Below are 20,494 nucleotides of genomic sequence, written 5' to 3'. Positions count from 1 at the left end.
TAGGATATACATTTTAATGGTAAATCGAAACAAGTTTGACATATGGTTTTGAGTTTTCTTTTTTTGCTTATACTAGCAGTGAATTTATTAAAAGGGAGTTGTTTAGTATGCGTTTACAAGATAAAGTCGTTCTTATTACTGGTGGTGCTGGTGGTATCGCAACAGGCATGGCTACAGCTATGGCAAAAGAAGGTGCCATCTTAGCATTAATCGATATTAATGAAGAAGCAGGGAAAAAGGTAGAAGAAAAAATCAAAGAAATTTCTCCAAAATCTATGTTTTTCATTGCAGATTTATTTGACGTTGAGAACTTACCTAAAATTATTGAAAAAGTAATTGAAACGTACGGTAAATTAGATGTATTAGTCAATAATGCACACGCATCAAAACAAAAGCCTTTTGAAGAAATTACACAAGAAGATATGGATTTATCCTTTGGTACAGGTTTTTATCCAACATTTTATTTAATGAAAGCTGCATTGCCACATTTAAAAAAGACGAAGGGATCTGTCATTAACTTTGCATCTGGTGCAGGGTTAGCTGGACAACCAACACAAACAGCATATGCGGCTGCGAAAGAGGCCATTCGAGGAATTTCTCGAGTAGCAGCAAATGAATGGGGTAAATACGATATTAACGTCAATTTAATAAGTCCAATCGCAAAATCACCAGCTGTAGATCGCTGGGCAGAGGAATTCCCTGAAATGTATCAAGCAAGTTTACAACGAATTCCACTTGGACGTTGGGGTGAGCCAGAAGAAGATATCGGGCGTGTAGCTGTATTTTTAGCCTCTGAAGATGCCCGTTATATTACTGGTCAAACGATTATGGTAGATGGCGGTTCGATTCAATTGCGCTAATTTATGAAATTATAATGCATGTTATCTGATTTAATAAAAGGAGTTGCCTTGAAGAGGGTAATTCCTTTTTTAGTATAAAAAATAGTATTTTAACTATTATATTATAAACAACCACAACTTGTAATTTATGGTACAATAATTGTAATAATATTAAAATTCTTTCAGTGGAACGCTACCTTTAAAAACTGATAAGAATAAATCCTATAAAACATTTATCAATATTCCAAATGAAGTTATTACAGAGAGAATTAGCCCCGTGGCGTAATTGATTTTAGAAAGGTTGAATTCAATGAATTATAAAAAATCAGCAGCATTATTTTCATTAGTCGCAATACCAATGGCAGTTACGATGATTCCAAATTCAGAAGTTTTCGCAGAGGAAAATAAGGAGAAGTTTTCTTATTATTGGGATGGGAATTATTATTCTAGCCAAGCATCCTATGTAGAATATTTAATTAATCAGATTAATGCATCCCATAGTTCCTTCCAATACAACTTACAATTGGCACATAACGCATATGAGGCACTTACTGCTATTGAAAAGGCGCAAGTTTCCAATGCGTGGCTTTTAATGAACTATTTAAATACATATACGAATAATCAAACGATTGTTTCGAACTTTACGGCGAAAATGGCGGCAATTTCGATTCGCAATAGTACATTTATTCGTGATGTCGATGCTGCGAGTCGCTATTATAACGCATTAACTTCTTTAGAAAAAGCGGCCATTCCGACATATTTAGTCACACAACTACAAAACTATAAAGACCGTATTTCCGAAATGAAAGCAGTTGAGGAAAGATTTGCAGCTTTAAACGTGCTAGATTCGAATTACCAGGCAAATTATTTATCGGTGATGCAGGCGTACAATGCATTACCATATGATTATCGATTATTACTCTCTACACAAGTGGCAGAGAAAATAAAAGAATATGAGCTTTATCATTCCGTTGAGTATAATCGTCAAGTAGCTCAAACGGTTATTACAGCAATTGGAAAATTATCAACGGTTTCATCACCTAAAGAAGTAGAAAATGTACGAAATCTTTATGAAAAACTAACAACTTATCAAAAAGCCTTTGTAACAAATAGTAAGGAGTTAGTATATATCGAAAGTGTTTTGAAAAATCCACATTTAGGTTGGGATCCGTACTATTACGATTATGATCAGAAGGAAGAAGAGGATTCGAACGAAATTCAAATCCAACAAAATGGGAATCATTATGCCATTAAGATTCCAATGACAGATATGAATCGTTATTCGCCAACTACGATTTCAGTAACCGAAAATGTTACATTAAAAATGAATCGTACGACTATACCAGGAGTAAATAATAATAGTGTAGTTGCGGTTTCACTAGATGAAGTAGTGGGCGAGTCCATCTCATTTTATGCAACATTATTAGATAAAGAAATTCATTTTTCGAATTATGTTGATATCGAGGTAAGTGGTCTTCCACGAAATGCAGTCATTTTACGGATGGATGAAAACGGGCAATACACTGCAGTCCCTCATACAAAACGAGTAAATAAATATATTATTAAAACAAAGACGTCCGGTGAATTTGTCGTATCTACACAGAATGTTACATTCCAGGATATTCGAACAGATAGTAACCGGGTGCAAATTGAAGAATTAGCAAAGCGCAAAATTGTGTCAGGTGTAAGCACAAATCGCTATCAACCTCATGGGCAAATAACAATTGCGCAGTATTCTACAATGATTGCACGAGCGATGGGATTAAAAGCAACAACTTCATCTTCTTATGTAGATGTTCAATCTCAATGGTTTGAATCTTCTATCCAATCATTACTGGAGGCAGGAATTTTAGAGAGTAAAAAATCAAATTACTATAATCCAAATCAAGTCGTTACTCGTCAACAAGCAGCAAGTATAGCTGTTCGGATGCTAAAAGCTGCTGGCGTTTCGTTGCCGGCTGCAAATTTAAACACAGTTCCATTCAAGGATTGGAATAAAATTTCTCAACAAGATCGAGCAAATGTAGCAATAGCGTATCAGCTTGGTATTTTTGGGGGGAAATCAGACGGTACTTTTAATCCAACAGCAAAATTAACACGCTCTGAAATGGCAAAAGTACTCCATAAAACATTACAAATGGCCAAATTAATTTAATGATTATAACGGTAACAATCAAATTATATCGTTATACAATTCGTACGAGGCACATAACGTCATTTCTTAGATAACAAAAAAGCAGCATTTTTCTTTTGGAAAATGCTGCTTTTTATGTCCAGCTTTTAATTAAGCTAATACGGCTACAATTTCTGAAATAACAACACGGTTAGAAATAACAGGCGATTCCCCATGTCCACCACTGCCTTCACTACCACGGCTGTGAGCAGCTTTGAAATCATCTGAAGCGCGCCATGCTTCAAATTGCTCTAAAGTGTCCCAATACATCATTACATTCATTTCATCATGTGCTTCATCTTGTGTACATACATTCACTTCTACTTTATGGAAACCTTCCCAATTTAATAACGCTTTGCTAGAAGTGAATGCAGGAGCCATTTTATGACCCATTCCTTTTTTTACTAAAATACGGTTTGTTACGGTATACATTTTTTCGTCTCCTTTTATTAAAATAATTATGAGAATGATAATCAATTAGAATTACAACATATTATAATTGAGAATGCAACCCTTTATTTATAAGGGTAAATTAATAAATTATCTTATTGACAATCATTATCAATTCCAATAAAATGAAATTTAAATTTGAGAATGATTATCAATTAAAACGAAAGAGGAGTTTTCAATTTGAGAAAATATAAATTTTTATTAATAGGAGCATTAGTATTATCATTAGCAGCCTGTGGTGAGGAAAAGGAGACAGTGGAAACGTCAGCTAATTCTAACTCCACTGAGGAAGTAGAACAAAACGAAACAGTTGTAGATGTAAAACCGGTAACATTTAAAGATGCATTAGGTTATGATCACGAATTTGAAGCTGTACCAGGTTCCATTGCAACATTAAATCCTGGAATTATGGATATTTTAATAGAGTTAGATGCAAATATTATTGGGCGTCCAACAATACATGCGGATATGTCGTCTGAGATTCAAGCTATACAAGAAATTGGAAATCCTCATGAACCATCTTTTGAACAGATCGTTTCGTTAAATCCGGAAGTTTTAATCGTACCACCAAGCTTCCAACGATTTGCTTCAACATTAGAAGCAACGGGAATTAAAGTTGTTTATGAAAATATGGATTCATTAGAAGGGATAAAGGAAACAATTACCCGCTATGGTGAAGTATTTGGAAATGTAGAAAAGGCAAAGCAATTAATTGCAGAAATTGATAGCGCGGCAACTAAATCTACTGATTCAACAAAAAAAGCATTAATTGTTTATGGTGCTCCAGGGACATATTTAGCAGCACTAGATAATTCATTGTATGGTGATATTTTAAAGGCTGCAGGTGGAAACAACATTGCTGCTGATTTACCAGCATTAGATAAGTACCCAACATATGCAAGTTTAAGTGCAGAAAAAATTGTTGAAGGAAATCCACAAATCATTATGTTAATTACGCATTCTGATCCTAACGTTGTAAAAGAAGGTTTTGAAAAACAAATGAATGAAAATGCGGCTTGGAAAAATTTAGACGCCGTAAAAAATGGGCAGATTATCATTTTACCATCTCAATTATTTGATAACCCAGGTACACAAGTTGTCGAAGCATTAGATTATATGCGTGATTTATTAGAAAAAGCTGAGGCTACAAACTAACAGGAGTAAGCGATGAGAGTAAAAGAGGAAAAATCAGTGACTTCGATACATCCTCTAGCTAAAAAGCGAGCAATTGTCCTTATTACACTACCGATACTACTTTTTGTAGTTAGTATCGGTAGTTTAATGATTGGGCAAGTATCGTTTTCAGTTGGGGAAGTATTTCAAGGAATAGTAAGTTCAGATGATAGTCTTGCTAGAAGAATTGTATGGGAAATTCGATTTCCCCGTATTTTAGTCGGTATTATCGTTGGGATGTGTTTAGCAATTGCTGGTGCAATGCTCCAAGGTATTATGCAAAATCCATTGGCTGATCCAGGGGTGATTGGCATTACAGCTGGTGCAGGGATTATGGCTGTGCTTGTGATGATTGTCTTTCCAGGTTATCTATTATTTTTACCAATTGCTGCTTTTTCAGGTGCGTTTGTCGCAGCGATGATTGTTTATATTTTATCAGTAAAAAAAGGAGGGACATCGCCAACTCGAATTATATTAGTTGGGGTAGCAGTCAATGCAATATGTGGGGCTGGTACGAATATGCTCATGATGCTATTTAGTGATCGGGTACAATCTGTACTGCCTTGGCTATCTGGGGGATTAATGGGTGTCGGATGGGTACAATTTGAATCTATTATTTATTATGTACTTTTCGCGCTACTATTAGCGATTTATAGTATCAAGCATATCCGCATTATGCGTCTTGGTGATGAAATGGCGCAATTACTTGGCCATAATGTGGAGCAAAGTAGGCTATTTTTGATTGTCATTAGTACGTTATTGGCTGGCCTAGCAGTAAGTGTCGCAAGACTTGTTGGGTTTGTTGGCTTAGTCGTACCTCATATGATTCGCCTACTAATTGGTGGAGATTATCGTTACTTAATTCCAGCATCTGCAATTGGTGGGGCATTATTAGTCGTGTTTGCAGATACGATTGCACGCTCTGTTTTTAATCCAATTGAAATACCTGTTGGAATTCTTTTAGCTTTTATCGGTGGTCCGTATTTCCTTTATTTAATTCATCGAAGGGGGAATTCTATTGCTACGAACTGAGTCCATTCATTATGAACATGATTTAACAAAGTTTCGTTTAAATGATATTAGCCTAAGTATTAATGAAGGCGAAATCGTTAGTTTAATTGGTCCAAATGGTTCCGGAAAGTCAACATTGCTTCGCGTCATTTCAAGATTGTTAAAGCCTAATAGCGGCACGATTTATTTAAGGGAAGAAAATATTCAAAAAATGAAATCAACAGAAGTGGCTAAAACATTAACAATGCTTCCACAAATGAATAATCACCTGCTCGATTTAACCGTGCGCGAATTAGTGGAATTCGGTCGTCATCCATATAGTGGAAATAAGCTTGGGTTATCAAAAGAGGATAGAGAAATTGTTGAGTGGGCTCTTGAAGTAACAGGGCTTAGTCAAATGCAAAATCGTTTAATTCCATCCATGTCAGGAGGGGAACGTCAGAGAGCATGGATAGCCATGACTGTAGCACAGCACCCAAAAGTATTACTGCTTGATGAGCCGACGACGTATTTAGATATCGCTCATCAGTTAGAGGTGATGGAGCTCGTAAAAGATTTAAATTGTCAATATAATATGACGGTCATTATGGTGCTGCACGATATTAATCAGGCTGCAAAGTATAGTGACCGAATGATTGTGTTAAAACAAGGTCAGCTACATTATGATGGGTTACCACATTGTGTACTTTGCAAAGAAATGTTCCAATCCATTTTCGAAATAGAAGCAGAAATATATAACCAGGATGGACGTCCTGTATTTACTCCGATTCGAAAATGTAATCGTAATTGTCAATAAAAGAAGCTGTCTCAAATTTATTTTGTGACAGCTTTTACAAACTACATAGGTTTTTTATGGCGATATTCTTTTGTTGTACCATCAGTAAATTTTACTTCTAAATCAAACTCAAAATAAAGTTCTGATAAATTAAACTTTTGTAAAACTTCATCAATTACTTGTGCATCTGCTGTTGTGTGATCGAAAGTTAAGCTTTCAAATATTGGAATAAGTGTATTCATTGCTTCATTGCCTTGCGTTATTTTATTGTTAAGTTCATCTTCAATCTTTGCTTCAGCACCAGCAGTCTCATTTTCATATTCTACATCGTAAGTTCTTTTGTTTGGATATTCTACATCTAGATCAAAATGTGTGAAATTAAAAGGGGCATTGACAGTAGTAGAAGTATCGCCTGCAGTATTATTTTTATTTGTTTCTACCGGTGCATTGTCAGGAACGTTTGTCGCTTCATCCTTATCACCGCATGCTACCAATAAAAGGCTTGTACTGAATGCAACAGTTAATATCATTTTTTTCATTTTATTTACCACCTTTCTACTATATAAATTACCCCAAAAAAACCATTTTACTCGTAGAAAATATAGTGATTGTTTATTTTTTAATTCCTCTTAAATGTAGTCGTTTATAATTATCATACAGTAGCTACATCACGAACTATTCCAATAAGATACCATGTTCCATCTCTTTCTTGGTAGATGAACCGTAGTGATTGGAAAGAATGTTCATCCTTTCCTGGAGAATGGTATTCCACATATATAGCATCCGGATAGTATTCATGAATAGTACTTATTACACCTGCAAAATTTTCAGCAGGCTCATTATAAGTAACAATAATATATTGTATTTCTTCATTTCCCCATCTTTTTAATAGCATTTGTTGGGTATATTCATGTAATGATAAATTATATTCCGTGCCAGCTTCATCTTTTCCCCATAAATACTTTTTATCATATATTTCACTTATGTCCTTCTTTGATAAATTTACATAATTCCCTCCATAGCCATCGGGATTACCAAAGTCTGCATAAAAAGCAAAAGTAACTCCATGTATCGGATCAACCATTTTAGATATTTCTTTAAAGTTATCCTCCGTTAAAAAAGAAAGTATTTCTTCAGACATTGCTAATAATTCCTTTTCAGTTTCTTTATCCGAACGAATGTATACAGTGTCTTTAATTGAAGACACGGGTTGTTTTTCAACTCCATTACAGCCATACACCAATAACAAACTAAAGACTATGAAAAAAAGACCTTTAAATATATCCATTTCCCTCCAATTGTTTAAAAAGATTTTATGGTTATGTAGACAACAATTATAATATAATTAACAAAAATATGGTAAATAATTATAAAATTACTTATAATAGTAAAAAATAAAGGGTGGAGTTATGAAAAAAAATCGGTTAACGATTGTCATTATCGGCATTATATTATTTGCTATTGGATTCGGTGTATGGATATATAATAGTACAAATGCTGATCATAATGAAAGTCGGGAAGAAAAAGTTTATACAATGCAAGAGGCTTTATCAACTGAGTTTTACACTGCTAACTTTAATGTTGAAGCAAAATCACTAGTTATTTCAACTCAGCGTCTTGAAGGAGATAAATTTACAAAAATAACAGAATTATCGATTTCAAAGGAAGATGAACAAATACTAATTAATGAAATAGAACAATTAAAGTTAACTAAAGGAAATTTTGAGTCATATAAAGCATTCAATGCAGATTCTTACTACTCATTATACTTAACAATAAGTACGGGCTACCGTTTACTGTTAGACTCAAAAGAAAAGACTTTATACATTTCAGAAGAAGAAACAAGTTATATAATTAAAAATGGAGATAAATTCTTTGCCCTTTTAGAAAAAATAAAAAAGAAACACCTACAAACTATAAATTAATCTATCTGATAGATCCTTTAGTTGAATAAATAAATGAAAACAACATATTTGATTCATAAACTCGAATACAATCCACTGTTACAGGTGCTTTAATCCCACTGGATTTGTATAGTGCGTATAACCCTACAGAGTGCATGAAGTCTATTTGATCTGGTGCTGATGTGCTAACTGGTCAAGTTTTTTTAAGGCCGCATTTAATGTTGATAGATAGGTGAAAAATTAGAATAAAAATAATAAACGTGTCAAAATACTAGTTATTATATAAAAATAACTAGTATTTTTCATTTTGTAAAAATAAACTTTCCTCTCATCTTTAACCGTCTAATAGTTGTCGACAAAAATATAGAAAGGGTCCTTCGCTATGAATAAACGTTTAGAACAGCAATTCATTCAATATGTGCGGGACAACAAGAAGCAGCTTTATTTATTAGCTTATAGCTACGTCAAAAATGAACAAGACGCACTCGACGTCGTGCAAGAAAGCATTCAAAAGGCTTGGCAATCGTTACACACCCTGATTAACATTGAGCAAATGAAAAGTTGGTTATACAAAATTGTTGTCCGTACAGCTATTGATTTTTTAAGAAAAATGAAACGTATCCAAGTAATGGATGATGAAACCCTCAGTTATTTATGTGAGGAAAAATATGATGAATACCGTGATACAGATTTAGAAATCGCATTGGATCATTTACCGATGCAATTTAAAGAAGTAATTATTTTACGGTATTTTGAAGATTTAAAAATTGAAGATATTGCAGAAATTTTATCAATTCCATTGAGTACGGCTAAATCACGCCTTTATAAAGCGTTAAAATTATTGAAAATCGAATTAGACGATGGAGGAGAATACTATGAAAAAAAATAAGTTACAAAAGCTAAAAAATCAATATGAGGAAACGCCAATTCCTGTTGAATTAGATGAGGTAATAGAAAAAAGCTTACAACGAAATAACAAAAAACGTTGGCAACCGAAATGGTTTATAGGTACGGCTGCAGCAGCAATGATTTTATTTACAGCTGGTATCAATAGTAGTCCAACATTTGCAAAAAATATTGCGCAAATTCCGATATTAAGCTCTGTTGTTGAAGTACTATCTTTTACTAAGTTTGAAGTGAAAGATGGGAATCACGAGGCATCGATTGAGGTTCCAAAAATCACAGGCGATTCAGAGGAAATTAAAGCGCTTAATGCTCAATATGAAGCAGAAGGTCGTGCACTTTATGATCAATATTTAGATTTTGCTGAGGAAATGGATGATAAAGGGCATTATGGAATTGATAGTGGGTATGTTGTATTTACTGAAAATGAACAGCTGCTTTCTTTTGGTCGTTATGTAGTAGAAATGGTTGGGTCTTCTTCAACGACGATGAAGTATACGACCATCGATAAACAACAACAAATTGCGATTACTTTACAAAGTCTATTTAAAGATAATTCCTATATTTCTATAATTAACCAATATATTGAACAAAAAATGCGTGAAGAAATTGTGGAATCCAATCAAGAAAAAATGTATTGGGTTAGAGACGGTGAAGGTGTTGAAGAAGATTTAATCGAGGTTTTTGAAACGATAAAAGAAGACCAAAATTTCTACATTACTGAGCAAGGAAAACTTGTAATTGCATTTGATAAATACGAAGTTGCACCAGGGTATATGGGATTAGTTGAATTTGAAATCCCTACAGAGCTACTGAGTGATGTTTTAGTAAGTAACGAGTATATAAAATAAAACATAAATAAATGAGGTTTTTACCATTTCTGCATAGTTTATGCGGATAACATACTTAGAAAAGAATGGGACATTTTCTGCCCATTCTTTTTTGTACGCAAAAAATACACATTTGGATAATATATACATATTATTTTATATTATACAGAAAATTCGATATTGTTTATGCTATAATATTTTGGAAATTATAACTATTTTCAAATTATATGAGGAGGTCGTCAAATGAAAAAAATGACGAAACATGCTTTAGCTACCGCATTAGGAACATCATTAATATTTACTTCTGTTGTTCCAGCGATTCAAGCACAGGAAGTAACGCCAAATATTAGTAATTGGGCAATTGAAACATTGAATGAAGGGGAAAAGTATGGCATTTTCCCGTTGGAATGGTACTATGAAGGTTTTCGTACAACAATTTCAACGGAACGTTTAAATGCTTTAATTGACTTAACTGAGAAAAAAATTGCCAATTTAAACTTGGCGAAAAACGAACAGTTTACTCCTGCAGTTGTAAAAGGTAATTCAACAAGAGGTGATATTGTAAATCGCCTATATAATATTGTCGCACAATATGATGTTGAAGCTGGCAATAATTCTGTTGAATATTTACAACAACGTCAAGTGCTAATAGGTTCTGACAAAGGCTTAATGTTAGATGAACTTGCTTCGACACAAGATGCAGTTATTTTAGCTGTTCGTTTAATTAAGGATACATACGCGCTAACTGAACAAGGTGCAAAAGGTGTAGCTTGGGTTGTGGAAGATGAAGATACAAAAATTTATTTACTTGGATCTATCCACTTAGGTATTCCGGATTTATATCCATTTAACAAAAAATTAACAGATGCATTTAACGAATCTGAAGGATTATTTGTGGAAGCAAACATTCTTGATCCAGAAGGTATGTCTTACTTCGCTGAAAAAGCAATGTATTCGGATGGTACGACGATTCAAGAAGTAATTAGTGAGGAAGCCTATTCGAAACTTGAAAAGGTTGCAGAAAAACTAGAGATTTCAATCGATGAATTAGCCATTCAAAAACCTTGGTTAATTTCTAATCAACTTTCATTGCTAACGATGGACGATTCGTTTGGCTTAACCTATGAAGAAATGGCAATGCACGGAATTGATATGCAGTTTTTACTAAGTGCATTATTACAGCAAAAGCCAATTTATGAGCTAGAAGGAACAAAAGCTCAAGCAGATTTATTTGATTCACTAAGTGCTGAGGCACAAGAGAAGGAGTTAGTAAGCGTTTTAGATAGTATTTTAGAGCCAAAAGGACAAACAGAAGAAAGTATTGAATTATTGGCTTCTTGGTTTGATAGCTGGAAAAATGGCGATGTAGAAGGATTTAAAGAAAGCTTTACTGAAATGGAAGGGGAGCCAGCAGAATTTAATCAAATGTTGTTTGGTAAGCGAGATGAAGAAATGGCGAAAAAGATTGTTTCTGTGCTAGAAGAGGATCAAGGAACTTATTTCTTAGTTGTAGGGGCTGGACACTTTTTAGTAGATAAAAACATTCGTTACCATTTAGAGCAAAGTGGTTATAAAGTTGTACCATTTTATGAATAAATAAAAGAGGTTGTGTTGTTAGTTTTTATGGCTAACAACGCAACCTCTTTTTATAGCAATTTATTAGGATTCATAATATTATTTGGATCTAGGGTTTGTTTAATTGCTTTCATGACAAAGTAGGCATTGCCATGTTCTTGTTGTTGATACTTTCTTTTACCAATCCCTACCCCGTGTTCCCCAGTACATGTACCTTCACGAGTTAGTGCATAATCGACAATTTCTTGATTATATTGCTTTGCTAATTGAACTTCATGTTTATTTTTTATATCAATCATAATTGCCGCGTGGAAATTCCCATCACCGACATGTCCCATTATACCTCCTGTAAGTTGGAGTTGTTTAAGTAAGTTCGACGCGAAATCGACAGCACCAGCTAGCTCATTAATAGGTACACATACATCTGTTGACATCAATTTTTTTCCCGGATTCGCATGTTGGAAGGCATAGGCAATATTGTGTCGTGCATTCCAAAGCTTATTGCGCGCTGCTGTATCCTTTTCAAATTGAAAGTTCGTACAGTTATAATCCTGTAAAATTTCACTAGCAAATACAACATCATGCTGTAGTCCAGCATCATTCCCTTGAAATTCTAGAAATAGTGTCGCTTGTTCAGGATAGCTAGTATTACTGTAACAATTTACTGCTCGAATCGATGAAGGGTCAACAAGCTCTACTCGACCAATTAAAATGCCAGCATGTTTAAGTGCTGTAACAGCTTGTACAGCTAATTCCGTCGAAGGAAATTCTGCTCTTCCTGCTACCTCATGTTCTGGAATTCCGTAAACTCGTAATGTAAGCTCTGTAATACAACCTAAAGTACCTTCCGAACCAACAAATAGTCCATTTAAATGTAAGCCGGATGACGATTTTGCCGCACTGTTTCCTGTATGTATAATATCCCCATTTGCTAATACAACCTCTAAATCCTGCACTTGATCTCGCATAACGCCGTAGCGTACAGCTGTCGTCCCACTTGCATTTGTTGCAGCCATGCCACCTAAAGTTGCATCAGCACCAGGGTCAACGGAGAAAAATAATCCATGCTTTTTTAATTCTTGATTAAGTTGTAAACGTGTTACACCCGGTTGAACTTTGACGAGGAAATTATCAGGTTCAATAGCTAAAATAGTATTCATTTCATTGAAATCAATTGATATGCCTCCATCGTATGGAATGATATGTCCCTCCAAACTTGTGCCACGTCCAAATGGAATTACTGGGAATTTATGCTCGTTGGCTAATTTTAAAATTTGACTTACTTCCTCTGTTGAATGGGGGAAAACTACTAAATCCGGCAATGCTGGTTCATGATAGGATTCATCTTCACCGTGCTGTATTCTTACTGTTTCGTTGTCTGATAGTTGTTCTTCGGTTAAAAAATTAAGTAATAGTTCTTTAATATACTTGTAGTCCACAAATAACCCTCCGTCTATATGCATGAATATCGTAACAATAAATGAAATTGCCTAAAATGTAAACGTAATATTCTGAATGTTATAGAAATATATATTGACTTTTAATTCAGAAATATTTAGTATTAAATCTATTCTTACTATTCAGCTATGTTTTGGAGGTTTAAATGATTGAAGTACGAAAATTGTCTAAAATTTATGAAATAAAGAAACGCCAAGTAGTTGGTGTCGATAATGTGTCGCTTACTATTAAGAAAGGGGATATCTTTGGCATTGTTGGCTATTCAGGTGCAGGGAAAAGCTCATTACTCCGCTGTATCAATTTATTAGAAAAGCCTACTACTGGAGAGATCATTGTTGATGGGCAAAATTTAATAGACTTGTCGAGTAGTGAATTAAGACAGGCAAGGCTTAAAATTGGCATGATTTTTCAACACTTTTATTTAATCAATCAAAAAACGATTGCTGAAAATATTCGATTTGCTTTGAAGGCTTCGCATTATCCAGCAAACAAAATGGATCAACGAATCGATGAGTTACTCAAAATGGTTGGTTTATCCGATAAGCGAGACGTATATCCAAGCCAATTATCAGGTGGGCAAAAGCAACGTGTTGGTATCGCCCGTGCCCTTGCGAATAACCCTTCTGTTTTATTATGCGATGAAGCGACAAGTGCACTGGACCCAAAAACAACGCTGTCGATTTTAAAGTTACTGAAGGAAATTAACGAGCGATTAGGTATTACAATTGTTCTCATTACCCATGAAATGGACGTTGTAAAGGAGATTTGCAATCGGATGGCAATAATGCAGGATGGTCGTATTGTGGAAGAAGGGGAAGTATATGACATATTTGCGAGCCCAAAACAAGCTTTAACGCAAGAGTTTATTCAAAGTGTTGTCTCATTTCATATTCCTCCGGCTATTTTACAAGATGTCCAAGGTGAAATTATCCAAATCATTTTTAAAGGAGATATTGCCGGAGAGGGGATTATATCGGATATGCTTCAGCAATTTTCGATTCGAGGGAACTTCTTGCACGGGACAATTGAATATATTCAGGACAAACCGCTTGGCATTTTTATTATGGAACTACTAGGTGAAAAACAAATAGTAGAAGACGCAAAAAAATATTTATTAGCGCGCGGTACCGTTGTGGAGGTGCTTCAACATGTTTGATGTAGCCCATTTTGTTTCTATGATACCAGATATCGGAAAATCGTTTAGAGAAACATTGCTCATGATAAGTATTTCAACTGCAGCATCCTTACTAATCGGTTTGCCATTAGGTGTATTGTTGTTCGTGACGGAGAAGGGAATGTTTTGGGGAAATCGATTTATACATAGTGTCTTTGGCTTTAGCATTAATCTTGTTCGCTCTATTCCCTACATCATTTTACTTGTTGCACTGTTCCCATTAACAAAGCTACTCGTTGGAAGTACGATTGGACCAATTGCTGCAAGTGTGTCGTTATCTATTGCCGCTATTCCATTTTTTGCGCGAATTGTACAGACATCGATGCGTGAAATTGATCCAGGGATTATTGAGGCAACGATTGCAGTTGGAGCATCACCGTGGATGATTATTAAGGATGTTCTATTACCGGAAGCACGTTCTAGCATAATACAAGGTGTGACCTTAACAATTATAAGCTTAGTTGCTTACTCTGCCATGGCAGGAGTTGTTGGCGGTGGTGGAATTGGGGATTTAGCCATTCGCTTTGGCTATTATCGTTATGATAATACGATTATGATTTCGACAGTAGCTATTTTAGTTATACTCGTTGCACTTATTCAAATAAGTGGCGATTTAATAGCAAGAAAAGTAGATAAAAGATAAGGAGTTTTATTCATGAAGAAGTTAACGATTTTATTGCTATCCCTTTTAACTGCTCTCTTTTTAGCAGCATGTGGAGGAAATGATAGCGCCACAGACGATAAGGAAATTAAGCTTGGAGCAACTGCTGGACCGTATAGTGATATGTTAAAGAAGATAATAATTCCGCAATTGGAGGAAAAGGGCTACTCAGTTGAATTAGTTGAATTTAGTGATTATGTTCAACCAAACGTTGCATTAGACAATGGGGACATTGATGCGAACTTGTTCCAGCACACCATTTACTTAGAAAACTTTGAGCAGCAAAACAATATGGATTTAGAAGCATTAATAATTGTACCAACTGCACCAATGGGATTCTTCTCTAACTCATTATCTAACGTAGAAGATATTAAGGAAGGAGCAACTGTTGCCATTCCAAATGATCCGTCCAATGCTGCGCGTACACTTAGTACATTAGCAAAACAAGGACTAATTGAAATTAGTCCAGACGTAGAAGAACTAAAAGCATCAGAAAAGGATATCGTGAAAAATGATTTAAACTTAGTATTTCATCCTGTAGAAGCGGCTTCTTTACCACGTCAAATTGATAGTGTAGATATTTCTTCTGTACCAGGGAATTTTGCTCTCGCAGCCGGGTTAAAATTAACGGATGCACTATTTTTAGAAGATATGCCTGATCAATACCGTAATGTTGTAGCGGTAAAGGCAGATAATAAAGATTCCCAGCTTGCTAAGGACTTAATAGAAATTGTTGAATCTGAGCAGTTTGAAAAGAAAATTGATGAGGAATTTGAAGGTTTTGGCAAACCAAGCTGGATGAGTAATCGTTAAATAAAATATGTTTGACCATTTGATTAGATTCTTTTCTAATCAGATGGTTTTTTTGCATTTATTCAACCTCACCTATGTTACTGTCGTTATATAAGTAGAGGGGAGCGAAAGCAATGGATGAACAGCAATTGGATACGCTCATGAAAAAGCATACTGCAGCACTTTTTCGGATTGCTTATTATTATACAAAAAATTTACATACAGCTGAAGATATTGTGCAGGATGTGTTCATTAAATTTTATGAGAAGCAGCTAGAGATGAAAGAAATTGAAGCAACAAAATATTTAACAAAAATGACCATTAATAAAGCAAAGGATTATTTGAAAAGCTGGCATTATCAAAAGTTACTTTTTCAGGAAAAGTGGTTGAAATTTCATAAAGCCAATCATATAGACCCCTTAATAAAGTGTGATGAGGAAGCAGTCATAAGTAAAGCAGTCATAAGTAAAGCAGTTTTAAGCCTCCCATTAAAACTTCGAGAGGTCATCGTCTACTATTATTTAGAAGGCTATAGTGTGAAGCAGGTAGCTGAATTTTTACAGCTGAATGAAAATACGGTGAAATCAAGACTTGTTAAAGCTCGAAATGAATTAAAAGGAAGACTCGAGAATGTCGAATGGGAGGTATTACTGAATGACTCGATTTAAGTTAAAGGAACTTCGAAATACCTTGCCACATGAGCAAAACATTTATAAAAATGTTCAACAACATATAAAGCAGCCAAAAAGAAAACGAACGCTTCATATACCGATGCTGATTGCGATCGTTACAATTGCAGTCTGTGTATTTGTTATGAATCAAATGCCCCCACAACAAACCGAGAGAAATCATGGGAAAGAAGCTACATTATTAAATGTGTTTCATGAAATTGATGGAAAAGGCGTCGCCTATAGCGAATATTTTAAAGAATATGACATGCAACATATTCGTAATTTGTATTATTTTAAACCTGTGTCATTAAAGCGATTTATTGAAGCCAATGCAATTCAATTTCCACAATTACCGGAGCCATTTCAAGCTGAAGAGGGTGAAGTAATTGCGGTCAACGATGGGTTTTTCACCGAGCTCCAATTTCATTTTAAATCCAAAGGGGGCTTTTTAAATATTTCGATGGCACCTTCATTTATGAATCCTGTAGCAAATGAAGAATTGCTAACTGTTGATGTTGATACAGTAGGAAATAAAGTGGAGGCAGAAAGACTAGATGCTTCGACAACGCTTTTCCGTCAAATCATTACGACAGATAGCTCGCTCGTTTTTTCATATTATCATTATGATGATATAGATGAAGCTATCAATATTACGAACTCACAAGCAAATGAGTTTTATACGTATCATAATGGCATTATTTATCACATTGGCTATAGTCCAAATGAAAACATTAATTTTAATGAAGTAGATGATTTTGTAAAGGAATTTATATTAAATAATGAAGTAAAGACGTTAAATTTAGAACAACAATTAATCGAGGATAATTGGTTGAATAGTGGTGGAAAAGCAATATTAATTAGTATTTTCTTATTAGTATTATCGTTTTTATTGTTCCATTGGCTTACGAAAAACCGAAGTAAAAAGGTCAATCGAATCGTTTGGAGCTTTGTCTGGATATTATTTATGGCACCGATTGTTTCATGGCTATTTTCTTTTAGTATCGGTATCCTTTATAAAGATGGTTTTGCTGGAATAGGAATGCTTATTTTAAGCTTTCCGATTAGTATTTTATTCGGATTAATTGTCATTTTACTTCAGAAACGAGCATTTAAAAAATGGTTGATAGGCTTCATAGGAATAGTCTGGATCTTTGCATTTTGTGTTTCATTGTATAATGCTTTAGATCATAGATTTATTATGGTTGAAGATGTAGAAAATTTTCCGATCCCAAAGGCAGCTATCCTAAATAAAGATAGCCCATTAGCAAATGATTATTACTGGGAACCATCACGTGGGACTTCAATTCCGATTACCTATCAGCTCATAATAAAAAAACAAGGCTGGAAAAAAATTGAGCAGGAAGGTCAAAGTGTAACCTACGAAAAGCAAGGAAAAATAGTATCGCTAGCAGTCCACGAGAATTACTTTACACTTATTATTAGGGAATAAAAAAGCGATGTCACTCACGAGTAGTGACATCGTATTTTTTATGCTTGTTGGATCATTGTCACAATTGGTTTACCTACTGCCATAAAGATAATATAAATAGCGAGTGCAGTTAATACTGCTTGTCCGGGTTTCCATAAGGTAGTGAAATAAAAAACAAGTGCTGTAAATAACACCATACCGAGAGCACCGAAAATCGCATTTTGTTGAACGAGATGAAAGGTTTCCTCTGTCATGCTCTTCATTTGAAGGTGCATATTGAACAAAGTTAAAATAGGCAGCAATGTAATAACGCCTGATAAAAAATGCAGGTTGGAGCGACTAAGCCACGCGGCAAGCAGCATAACAGTCCCCCCGATAATAAACTGGATGACATAAAACACGAATAATTCCCTCAATTCCCCTTAAATACATTCACTATAGACAACTATCAAAATACTTTCAATAACATTATAAATTATTAGAAAATTTCGTGTAAAGGAAGAATTTTATCCCTTTATAACAGAAAAACATGCATGGCATTTTTCCATTTCGATACTGCAAATCTCCTATCTACAAAAATTACACATTGGCTACACTACACTAATATTCACTAGCTACATTATTCCGAAGCTAGTGAATATTAGTTTTTCGCTACTTGATTTATAGAAAAGAATGTTTTAACCTTAATGAAAATGATTATCATTATCGAGTTACGAGTATTGATTAAAAGTGAGGAAAACGATGAACATTCAACTGAATGATATAATTAAATATTTTGCTGAAGCATCCATCCAATTTGCGGATTTATTTGTAACAAATTTGGTACCAGGTATTCATGATACGAATCGCACTACTGCAGCCCATTATAGTGGACTAGTCATTACGCTTTCAGGCAGTGCTGATTTTTCATTAAATGGTACGACGTACTCTTTACATAAAGGTTGTATTTTACATGCAGGCCCAACAATGCACATTGGAATTAAAGCAACGAGTATAGAACCGTGGAAATATGTTGTATTTCATTATAAAACATTAGAAAGCGATATTCAGTTTGGCAATTGTCATTTTTTAATTGAAACTGGAGAATCAAATCGGCTCGATTATTTTGTTCAACAACTCCTTTATTTTGAAAAAATCCCTGGTGATTTAAATAAGCTTAAGTGTAAATCCCTATTTTTAAAATTCGTAGAAACAATGCTTGTTTGCGCAAAAATGCAAACAACAAGTAATGTCGTAGATCATGCCATCGCATTTATGACGGAAAATTATCCACAGCCTATTTCTATTGCAGAAATAGCGGAAGAAGTAGGGTGTGAGCGAAGAAGATTATCCTATTTATTTGATAAGCAGATGGGGATGTCTCCAATTCAGTTTTTAACAGAAATACGTTTAAAGCAATCTAAGGAAATTTTACGTACGACGACGATACCGATAAAAGAAATTGCAGAGATGGTTGGCTACCAAGATGGTTTTTATTTTTGTAGAGTATTCAAAAAACAATACGAGCTTACACCTTCAGAGTATCGAAAACAATTTTAACAAAATGAGCAAAAATCCATTTTTATTGTAAAAAACTCTATTTACTTCAAATTTCCTGTTTGATAGTATCGTTATTGTAATAAAACGATAACGAGAATCATTTTCAATTATACAGGAGGTATTTATTGTGAAAAGATATCAAGCGATTTTAAGTGTTGCAGCATTATCGTTAATGCTTGCAGCTTGTAATGCAGACGAAGAGGAAGTAAAAACATCTTCCGCTACGCAAACAGAAGAGGCTTCAACGGATGGAGCAAAAACGGAAGCAGCAAATGAAAACGCAACGAAAACGATTGATTATTTAGGTCAAACTTATGAAGTACCAGTTAAAATCGATAAAATAATCGCTGCAAGCTTAGAATCAATGGAAGATTCAGTAGTATTAGGTATAAAACCAGTAGGTGTTATTTCAGCTGATGGTAGTTCAATTCCAAAATACTTAGAAAAAGAATTAGCAGGTGCAACGGTTGTAGGTAGTAAAAGAGAACCTAGTACAGAAGCAATGTTAGCTCTTGATCCCGATGTTATTGTAAGTTCAAGTAAATTCGATGAAACAAAAATGGCTAATTTCAATAAAGTAGCAACAACATTCCCTTACTCACACATTTCGACAAATTGGAAAGAAAACCTAGCTCTATTAGGTCAATTAGCTGGTAAAGAAGCAGAGGCGAAAGAAGCGATTGCTAATTATGAGTCTGCATTACAATCAGCGAAAGAATCAATTGCTACTAGTGAATTAAAAGGCAAAGATGTGTTATTAATTCGCGTACGTGGAGGACTAGCTGTATATCCTGAGGCAGTATATTTCAATCCATCATTATATGAAGATTTAGGTTTACAAGTTCCCGCCGGCTTAGCCGCTTTAAAAGCAAAAACTGAAACGAAAATTACTTATGAAACTTTAGCAGAATGGAATCCAGATGTGATTCTTTTACAATTCTCTGAAGACGAAAATACGGACACGCCTGAAATATTAAAAGAAGTTTTGGATAATCCAATTTTCAACAGTGTAACAGCAGCAAAAGAAAATCAAGTCTATGTAAATATCATTGACCCACTAGCTCAAGGTGGTACAGCTTGGTCAAAAATTAATTTCTTAAATGCATTTAATGAAAATGTAGCGAAATAATGATGTGA

At 34.6% G+C, this 20,494-nt stretch carries 21 protein-coding genes; 16 read left to right on the top strand and 5 right to left on the bottom strand.

What is annotated here, in order from left to right; all coding sequences use genetic code 11:
- Window positions 1-107 precede the first annotated feature (107 nt).
- Together MKZ17_RS11875 and MKZ17_RS11870 are read left to right on the top strand one after the other, a co-directional pair.
- Entirely contained in the window at window positions 108-860 is a 753-nt protein-coding gene (locus MKZ17_RS11875; protein ID WP_340723943.1) for an SDR family NAD(P)-dependent oxidoreductase, read from the top strand.
- 289 nt (window positions 861-1,149) lie between these two features.
- Window positions 1,150-2,994 carry an S-layer homology domain-containing protein gene (locus MKZ17_RS11870; RefSeq protein WP_340723942.1) on the top strand — a complete coding sequence of 615 codons (1,845 nt, stop codon included), beginning with the start codon at window positions 1,150-1,152 and terminating at the stop codon, window positions 2,992-2,994.
- 129 nt (window positions 2,995-3,123) lie between these two features.
- Here MKZ17_RS11870 and MKZ17_RS11865 read toward each other — a convergent pair whose 3' ends face one another.
- A complete protein-coding gene (locus MKZ17_RS11865; RefSeq protein ID WP_340723941.1) occupies window positions 3,124-3,444 on the bottom strand; it encodes a heme oxygenase in 321 nt (106 codons plus the stop codon).
- Window positions 3,445-3,642: 198 nt separating this feature from the next.
- Between MKZ17_RS11865 and MKZ17_RS11860 the strand changes: the two genes are divergently transcribed.
- The 3 genes from MKZ17_RS11860 to MKZ17_RS11850 are packed head-to-tail and all read left to right on the top strand — an operon-like array spanning window position 3,643 to window position 6,442.
- Entirely contained in the window at window positions 3,643-4,617 is a 975-nt protein-coding gene (locus MKZ17_RS11860; RefSeq protein WP_340723940.1) for an ABC transporter substrate-binding protein, read from the top strand.
- 12 nt (window positions 4,618-4,629) lie between these two features.
- On the top strand, window positions 4,630-5,667 hold the full coding sequence (locus tag MKZ17_RS11855; protein WP_340723939.1) for a FecCD family ABC transporter permease: 1,038 nt from the start codon (window positions 4,630-4,632) through the stop codon (window positions 5,665-5,667).
- Window positions 5,654-6,442 (top strand): ABC transporter ATP-binding protein, encoded by a 789-nt coding sequence (locus MKZ17_RS11850; protein WP_445326913.1) that lies wholly within the window; start codon window positions 5,654-5,656, stop codon window positions 6,440-6,442. Before MKZ17_RS11855 ends, MKZ17_RS11850 begins: the two co-directional genes overlap by 14 nt.
- 41 nt (window positions 6,443-6,483) lie before the next feature.
- Here MKZ17_RS11850 and MKZ17_RS11845 read toward each other — a convergent pair whose 3' ends face one another.
- Entirely contained in the window at window positions 6,484-6,960 is a 477-nt protein-coding gene (locus MKZ17_RS11845; protein WP_340723938.1) for a YusW family protein, read from the bottom strand.
- A 113-nt stretch (window positions 6,961-7,073) separates the two neighbouring features.
- The gene (locus tag MKZ17_RS11840; protein ID WP_340723937.1) at window positions 7,074-7,709 is read right to left on the bottom strand and encodes a hypothetical protein; all 636 of its coding nucleotides are present in this window, start codon (window positions 7,707-7,709) and stop codon (window positions 7,074-7,076) included.
- A 121-nt stretch (window positions 7,710-7,830) separates the two neighbouring features.
- Between MKZ17_RS11840 and MKZ17_RS11835 the strand changes: the two genes are divergently transcribed.
- From MKZ17_RS11835 to MKZ17_RS11820, 4 genes are all read left to right on the top strand, one after another.
- A complete protein-coding gene (locus tag MKZ17_RS11835) occupies window positions 7,831-8,346 on the top strand; it encodes a hypothetical protein (RefSeq protein WP_340723936.1) in 516 nt (171 codons plus the stop codon).
- A gap of 361 nt (window positions 8,347-8,707) precedes the next feature.
- Complete coding sequence (locus tag MKZ17_RS11830) at window positions 8,708-9,214, top strand: RNA polymerase sigma factor (RefSeq protein WP_340723935.1); 507 nt, start codon at window positions 8,708-8,710, stop codon at window positions 9,212-9,214.
- Complete coding sequence (locus MKZ17_RS11825) at window positions 9,201-10,079, top strand: DUF3298 domain-containing protein (protein WP_340723934.1); 879 nt, start codon at window positions 9,201-9,203, stop codon at window positions 10,077-10,079. Before MKZ17_RS11830 ends, MKZ17_RS11825 begins: the two co-directional genes overlap by 14 nt.
- 222 nt (window positions 10,080-10,301) lie before the next feature.
- Window positions 10,302-11,654 carry a TraB/GumN family protein gene (locus MKZ17_RS11820; protein ID WP_340723933.1) on the top strand — a complete coding sequence of 451 codons (1,353 nt, stop codon included), beginning with the start codon at window positions 10,302-10,304 and terminating at the stop codon, window positions 11,652-11,654.
- 50 nt (window positions 11,655-11,704) lie between these two features.
- Here MKZ17_RS11820 and MKZ17_RS11815 read toward each other — a convergent pair whose 3' ends face one another.
- Complete coding sequence (locus MKZ17_RS11815; RefSeq protein ID WP_340723932.1) at window positions 11,705-13,072, bottom strand: FAD-binding oxidoreductase; 1,368 nt, start codon at window positions 13,070-13,072, stop codon at window positions 11,705-11,707.
- A 164-nt stretch (window positions 13,073-13,236) separates the two neighbouring features.
- On the opposite strand from MKZ17_RS11815, the gene MKZ17_RS11810 reads away from it, so the two are divergent.
- The 5 genes from MKZ17_RS11810 to MKZ17_RS11790 all read left to right on the top strand — a co-directional run bounded on the left by MKZ17_RS11810 (window position 13,237) and on the right by MKZ17_RS11790 (window position 17,839).
- Entirely contained in the window at window positions 13,237-14,247 is a 1,011-nt protein-coding gene (locus MKZ17_RS11810) for a methionine ABC transporter ATP-binding protein (protein ID WP_340723931.1), read from the top strand.
- Window positions 14,240-14,908, top strand: coding sequence for a methionine ABC transporter permease (locus tag MKZ17_RS11805; protein WP_340723930.1), 669 nt, complete (start codon window positions 14,240-14,242; stop codon window positions 14,906-14,908). The genes MKZ17_RS11810 and MKZ17_RS11805 overlap by 8 nt, the downstream gene beginning before the upstream one ends.
- A 12-nt stretch (window positions 14,909-14,920) precedes the next feature.
- Window positions 14,921-15,739, top strand: coding sequence for a MetQ/NlpA family ABC transporter substrate-binding protein (locus MKZ17_RS11800; protein WP_340723929.1), 819 nt, complete (start codon window positions 14,921-14,923; stop codon window positions 15,737-15,739).
- 113 nt (window positions 15,740-15,852) lie between these two features.
- Window positions 15,853-16,386: a sigma-70 family RNA polymerase sigma factor gene (locus MKZ17_RS11795; protein ID WP_340723928.1), complete on the top strand. Its 534-nt coding sequence runs from the start codon at window positions 15,853-15,855 to the stop codon at window positions 16,384-16,386.
- Window positions 16,373-17,839 (top strand): hypothetical protein, encoded by a 1,467-nt coding sequence (locus MKZ17_RS11790; protein ID WP_340723927.1) that lies wholly within the window; start codon window positions 16,373-16,375, stop codon window positions 17,837-17,839. The genes MKZ17_RS11795 and MKZ17_RS11790 overlap by 14 nt, the downstream gene beginning before the upstream one ends.
- A gap of 38 nt (window positions 17,840-17,877) precedes the next feature.
- Here MKZ17_RS11790 and MKZ17_RS11785 read toward each other — a convergent pair whose 3' ends face one another.
- Entirely contained in the window at window positions 17,878-18,219 is a 342-nt protein-coding gene (locus tag MKZ17_RS11785; RefSeq protein ID WP_340723926.1) for a GlpM family protein, read from the bottom strand.
- 340 nt (window positions 18,220-18,559) lie between these two features.
- On the opposite strand from MKZ17_RS11785, the gene MKZ17_RS11780 reads away from it, so the two are divergent.
- Together MKZ17_RS11780 and MKZ17_RS11775 are read left to right on the top strand one after the other, a co-directional pair.
- Window positions 18,560-19,357: an AraC family transcriptional regulator gene (locus MKZ17_RS11780; protein WP_340723925.1), complete on the top strand. Its 798-nt coding sequence runs from the start codon at window positions 18,560-18,562 to the stop codon at window positions 19,355-19,357.
- Between the two features lie 124 nt (window positions 19,358-19,481).
- Window positions 19,482-20,486 (top strand): ABC transporter substrate-binding protein, encoded by a 1,005-nt coding sequence (locus MKZ17_RS11775; protein ID WP_445326950.1) that lies wholly within the window; start codon window positions 19,482-19,484, stop codon window positions 20,484-20,486.
- Window positions 20,487-20,494: the final 8 nt, after the last annotated feature.

The sequence above is a fragment of the Solibacillus sp. FSL R7-0682 genome (assembly GCF_038005985.1).
Classification (GTDB): domain Bacteria; phylum Bacillota; class Bacilli; order Bacillales_A; family Planococcaceae; genus Solibacillus.
This window is presented reverse-complemented; position numbering and strand designations above follow the sequence as displayed.

What these genes read in the sequence shown, in the direction of transcription:
- MKZ17_RS11820 (WP_340723933.1), top strand. Translation starts at nt 10,302, where the DNA reads ATGAAAAAAATGACGAAACATGCTTTAGCTACCGCATTAGGAACATCA.
- MKZ17_RS11795 (WP_340723928.1), top strand. Translation starts at nt 15,853, where the DNA reads ATGGATGAACAGCAATTGGATACGCTCATGAAAAAGCATACTGCAGCA.
- MKZ17_RS11810 (WP_340723931.1), top strand. Translation starts at nt 13,237, where the DNA reads ATGATTGAAGTACGAAAATTGTCTAAAATTTATGAAATAAAGAAACGC.
- MKZ17_RS11825 (WP_340723934.1), top strand. Translation starts at nt 9,201, where the DNA reads ATGAAAAAAAATAAGTTACAAAAGCTAAAAAATCAATATGAGGAAACG.
- MKZ17_RS11830 (WP_340723935.1), top strand. Translation starts at nt 8,708, where the DNA reads ATGAATAAACGTTTAGAACAGCAATTCATTCAATATGTGCGGGACAAC.
- MKZ17_RS11845 (WP_340723938.1), bottom strand. Translation starts at nt 6,960, where the DNA reads ATGAAAAAAATGATATTAACTGTTGCATTCAGTACAAGCCTTTTATTG.
- MKZ17_RS11780 (WP_340723925.1), top strand. Translation starts at nt 18,560, where the DNA reads ATGAACATTCAACTGAATGATATAATTAAATATTTTGCTGAAGCATCC.
- MKZ17_RS11800 (WP_340723929.1), top strand. Translation starts at nt 14,921, where the DNA reads ATGAAGAAGTTAACGATTTTATTGCTATCCCTTTTAACTGCTCTCTTT.
- MKZ17_RS11805 (WP_340723930.1), top strand. Translation starts at nt 14,240, where the DNA reads ATGTTTGATGTAGCCCATTTTGTTTCTATGATACCAGATATCGGAAAA.
- MKZ17_RS11875 (WP_340723943.1), top strand. Translation starts at nt 108, where the DNA reads ATGCGTTTACAAGATAAAGTCGTTCTTATTACTGGTGGTGCTGGTGGT.
- MKZ17_RS11865 (WP_340723941.1), bottom strand. Translation starts at nt 3,444, where the DNA reads ATGTATACCGTAACAAACCGTATTTTAGTAAAAAAAGGAATGGGTCAT.
- MKZ17_RS11835 (WP_340723936.1), top strand. Translation starts at nt 7,831, where the DNA reads ATGAAAAAAAATCGGTTAACGATTGTCATTATCGGCATTATATTATTT.
- MKZ17_RS11840 (WP_340723937.1), bottom strand. Translation starts at nt 7,709, where the DNA reads ATGGATATATTTAAAGGTCTTTTTTTCATAGTCTTTAGTTTGTTATTG.
- MKZ17_RS11855 (WP_340723939.1), top strand. Translation starts at nt 4,630, where the DNA reads ATGAGAGTAAAAGAGGAAAAATCAGTGACTTCGATACATCCTCTAGCT.
- MKZ17_RS11790 (WP_340723927.1), top strand. Translation starts at nt 16,373, where the DNA reads ATGACTCGATTTAAGTTAAAGGAACTTCGAAATACCTTGCCACATGAG.
- MKZ17_RS11870 (WP_340723942.1), top strand. Translation starts at nt 1,150, where the DNA reads ATGAATTATAAAAAATCAGCAGCATTATTTTCATTAGTCGCAATACCA.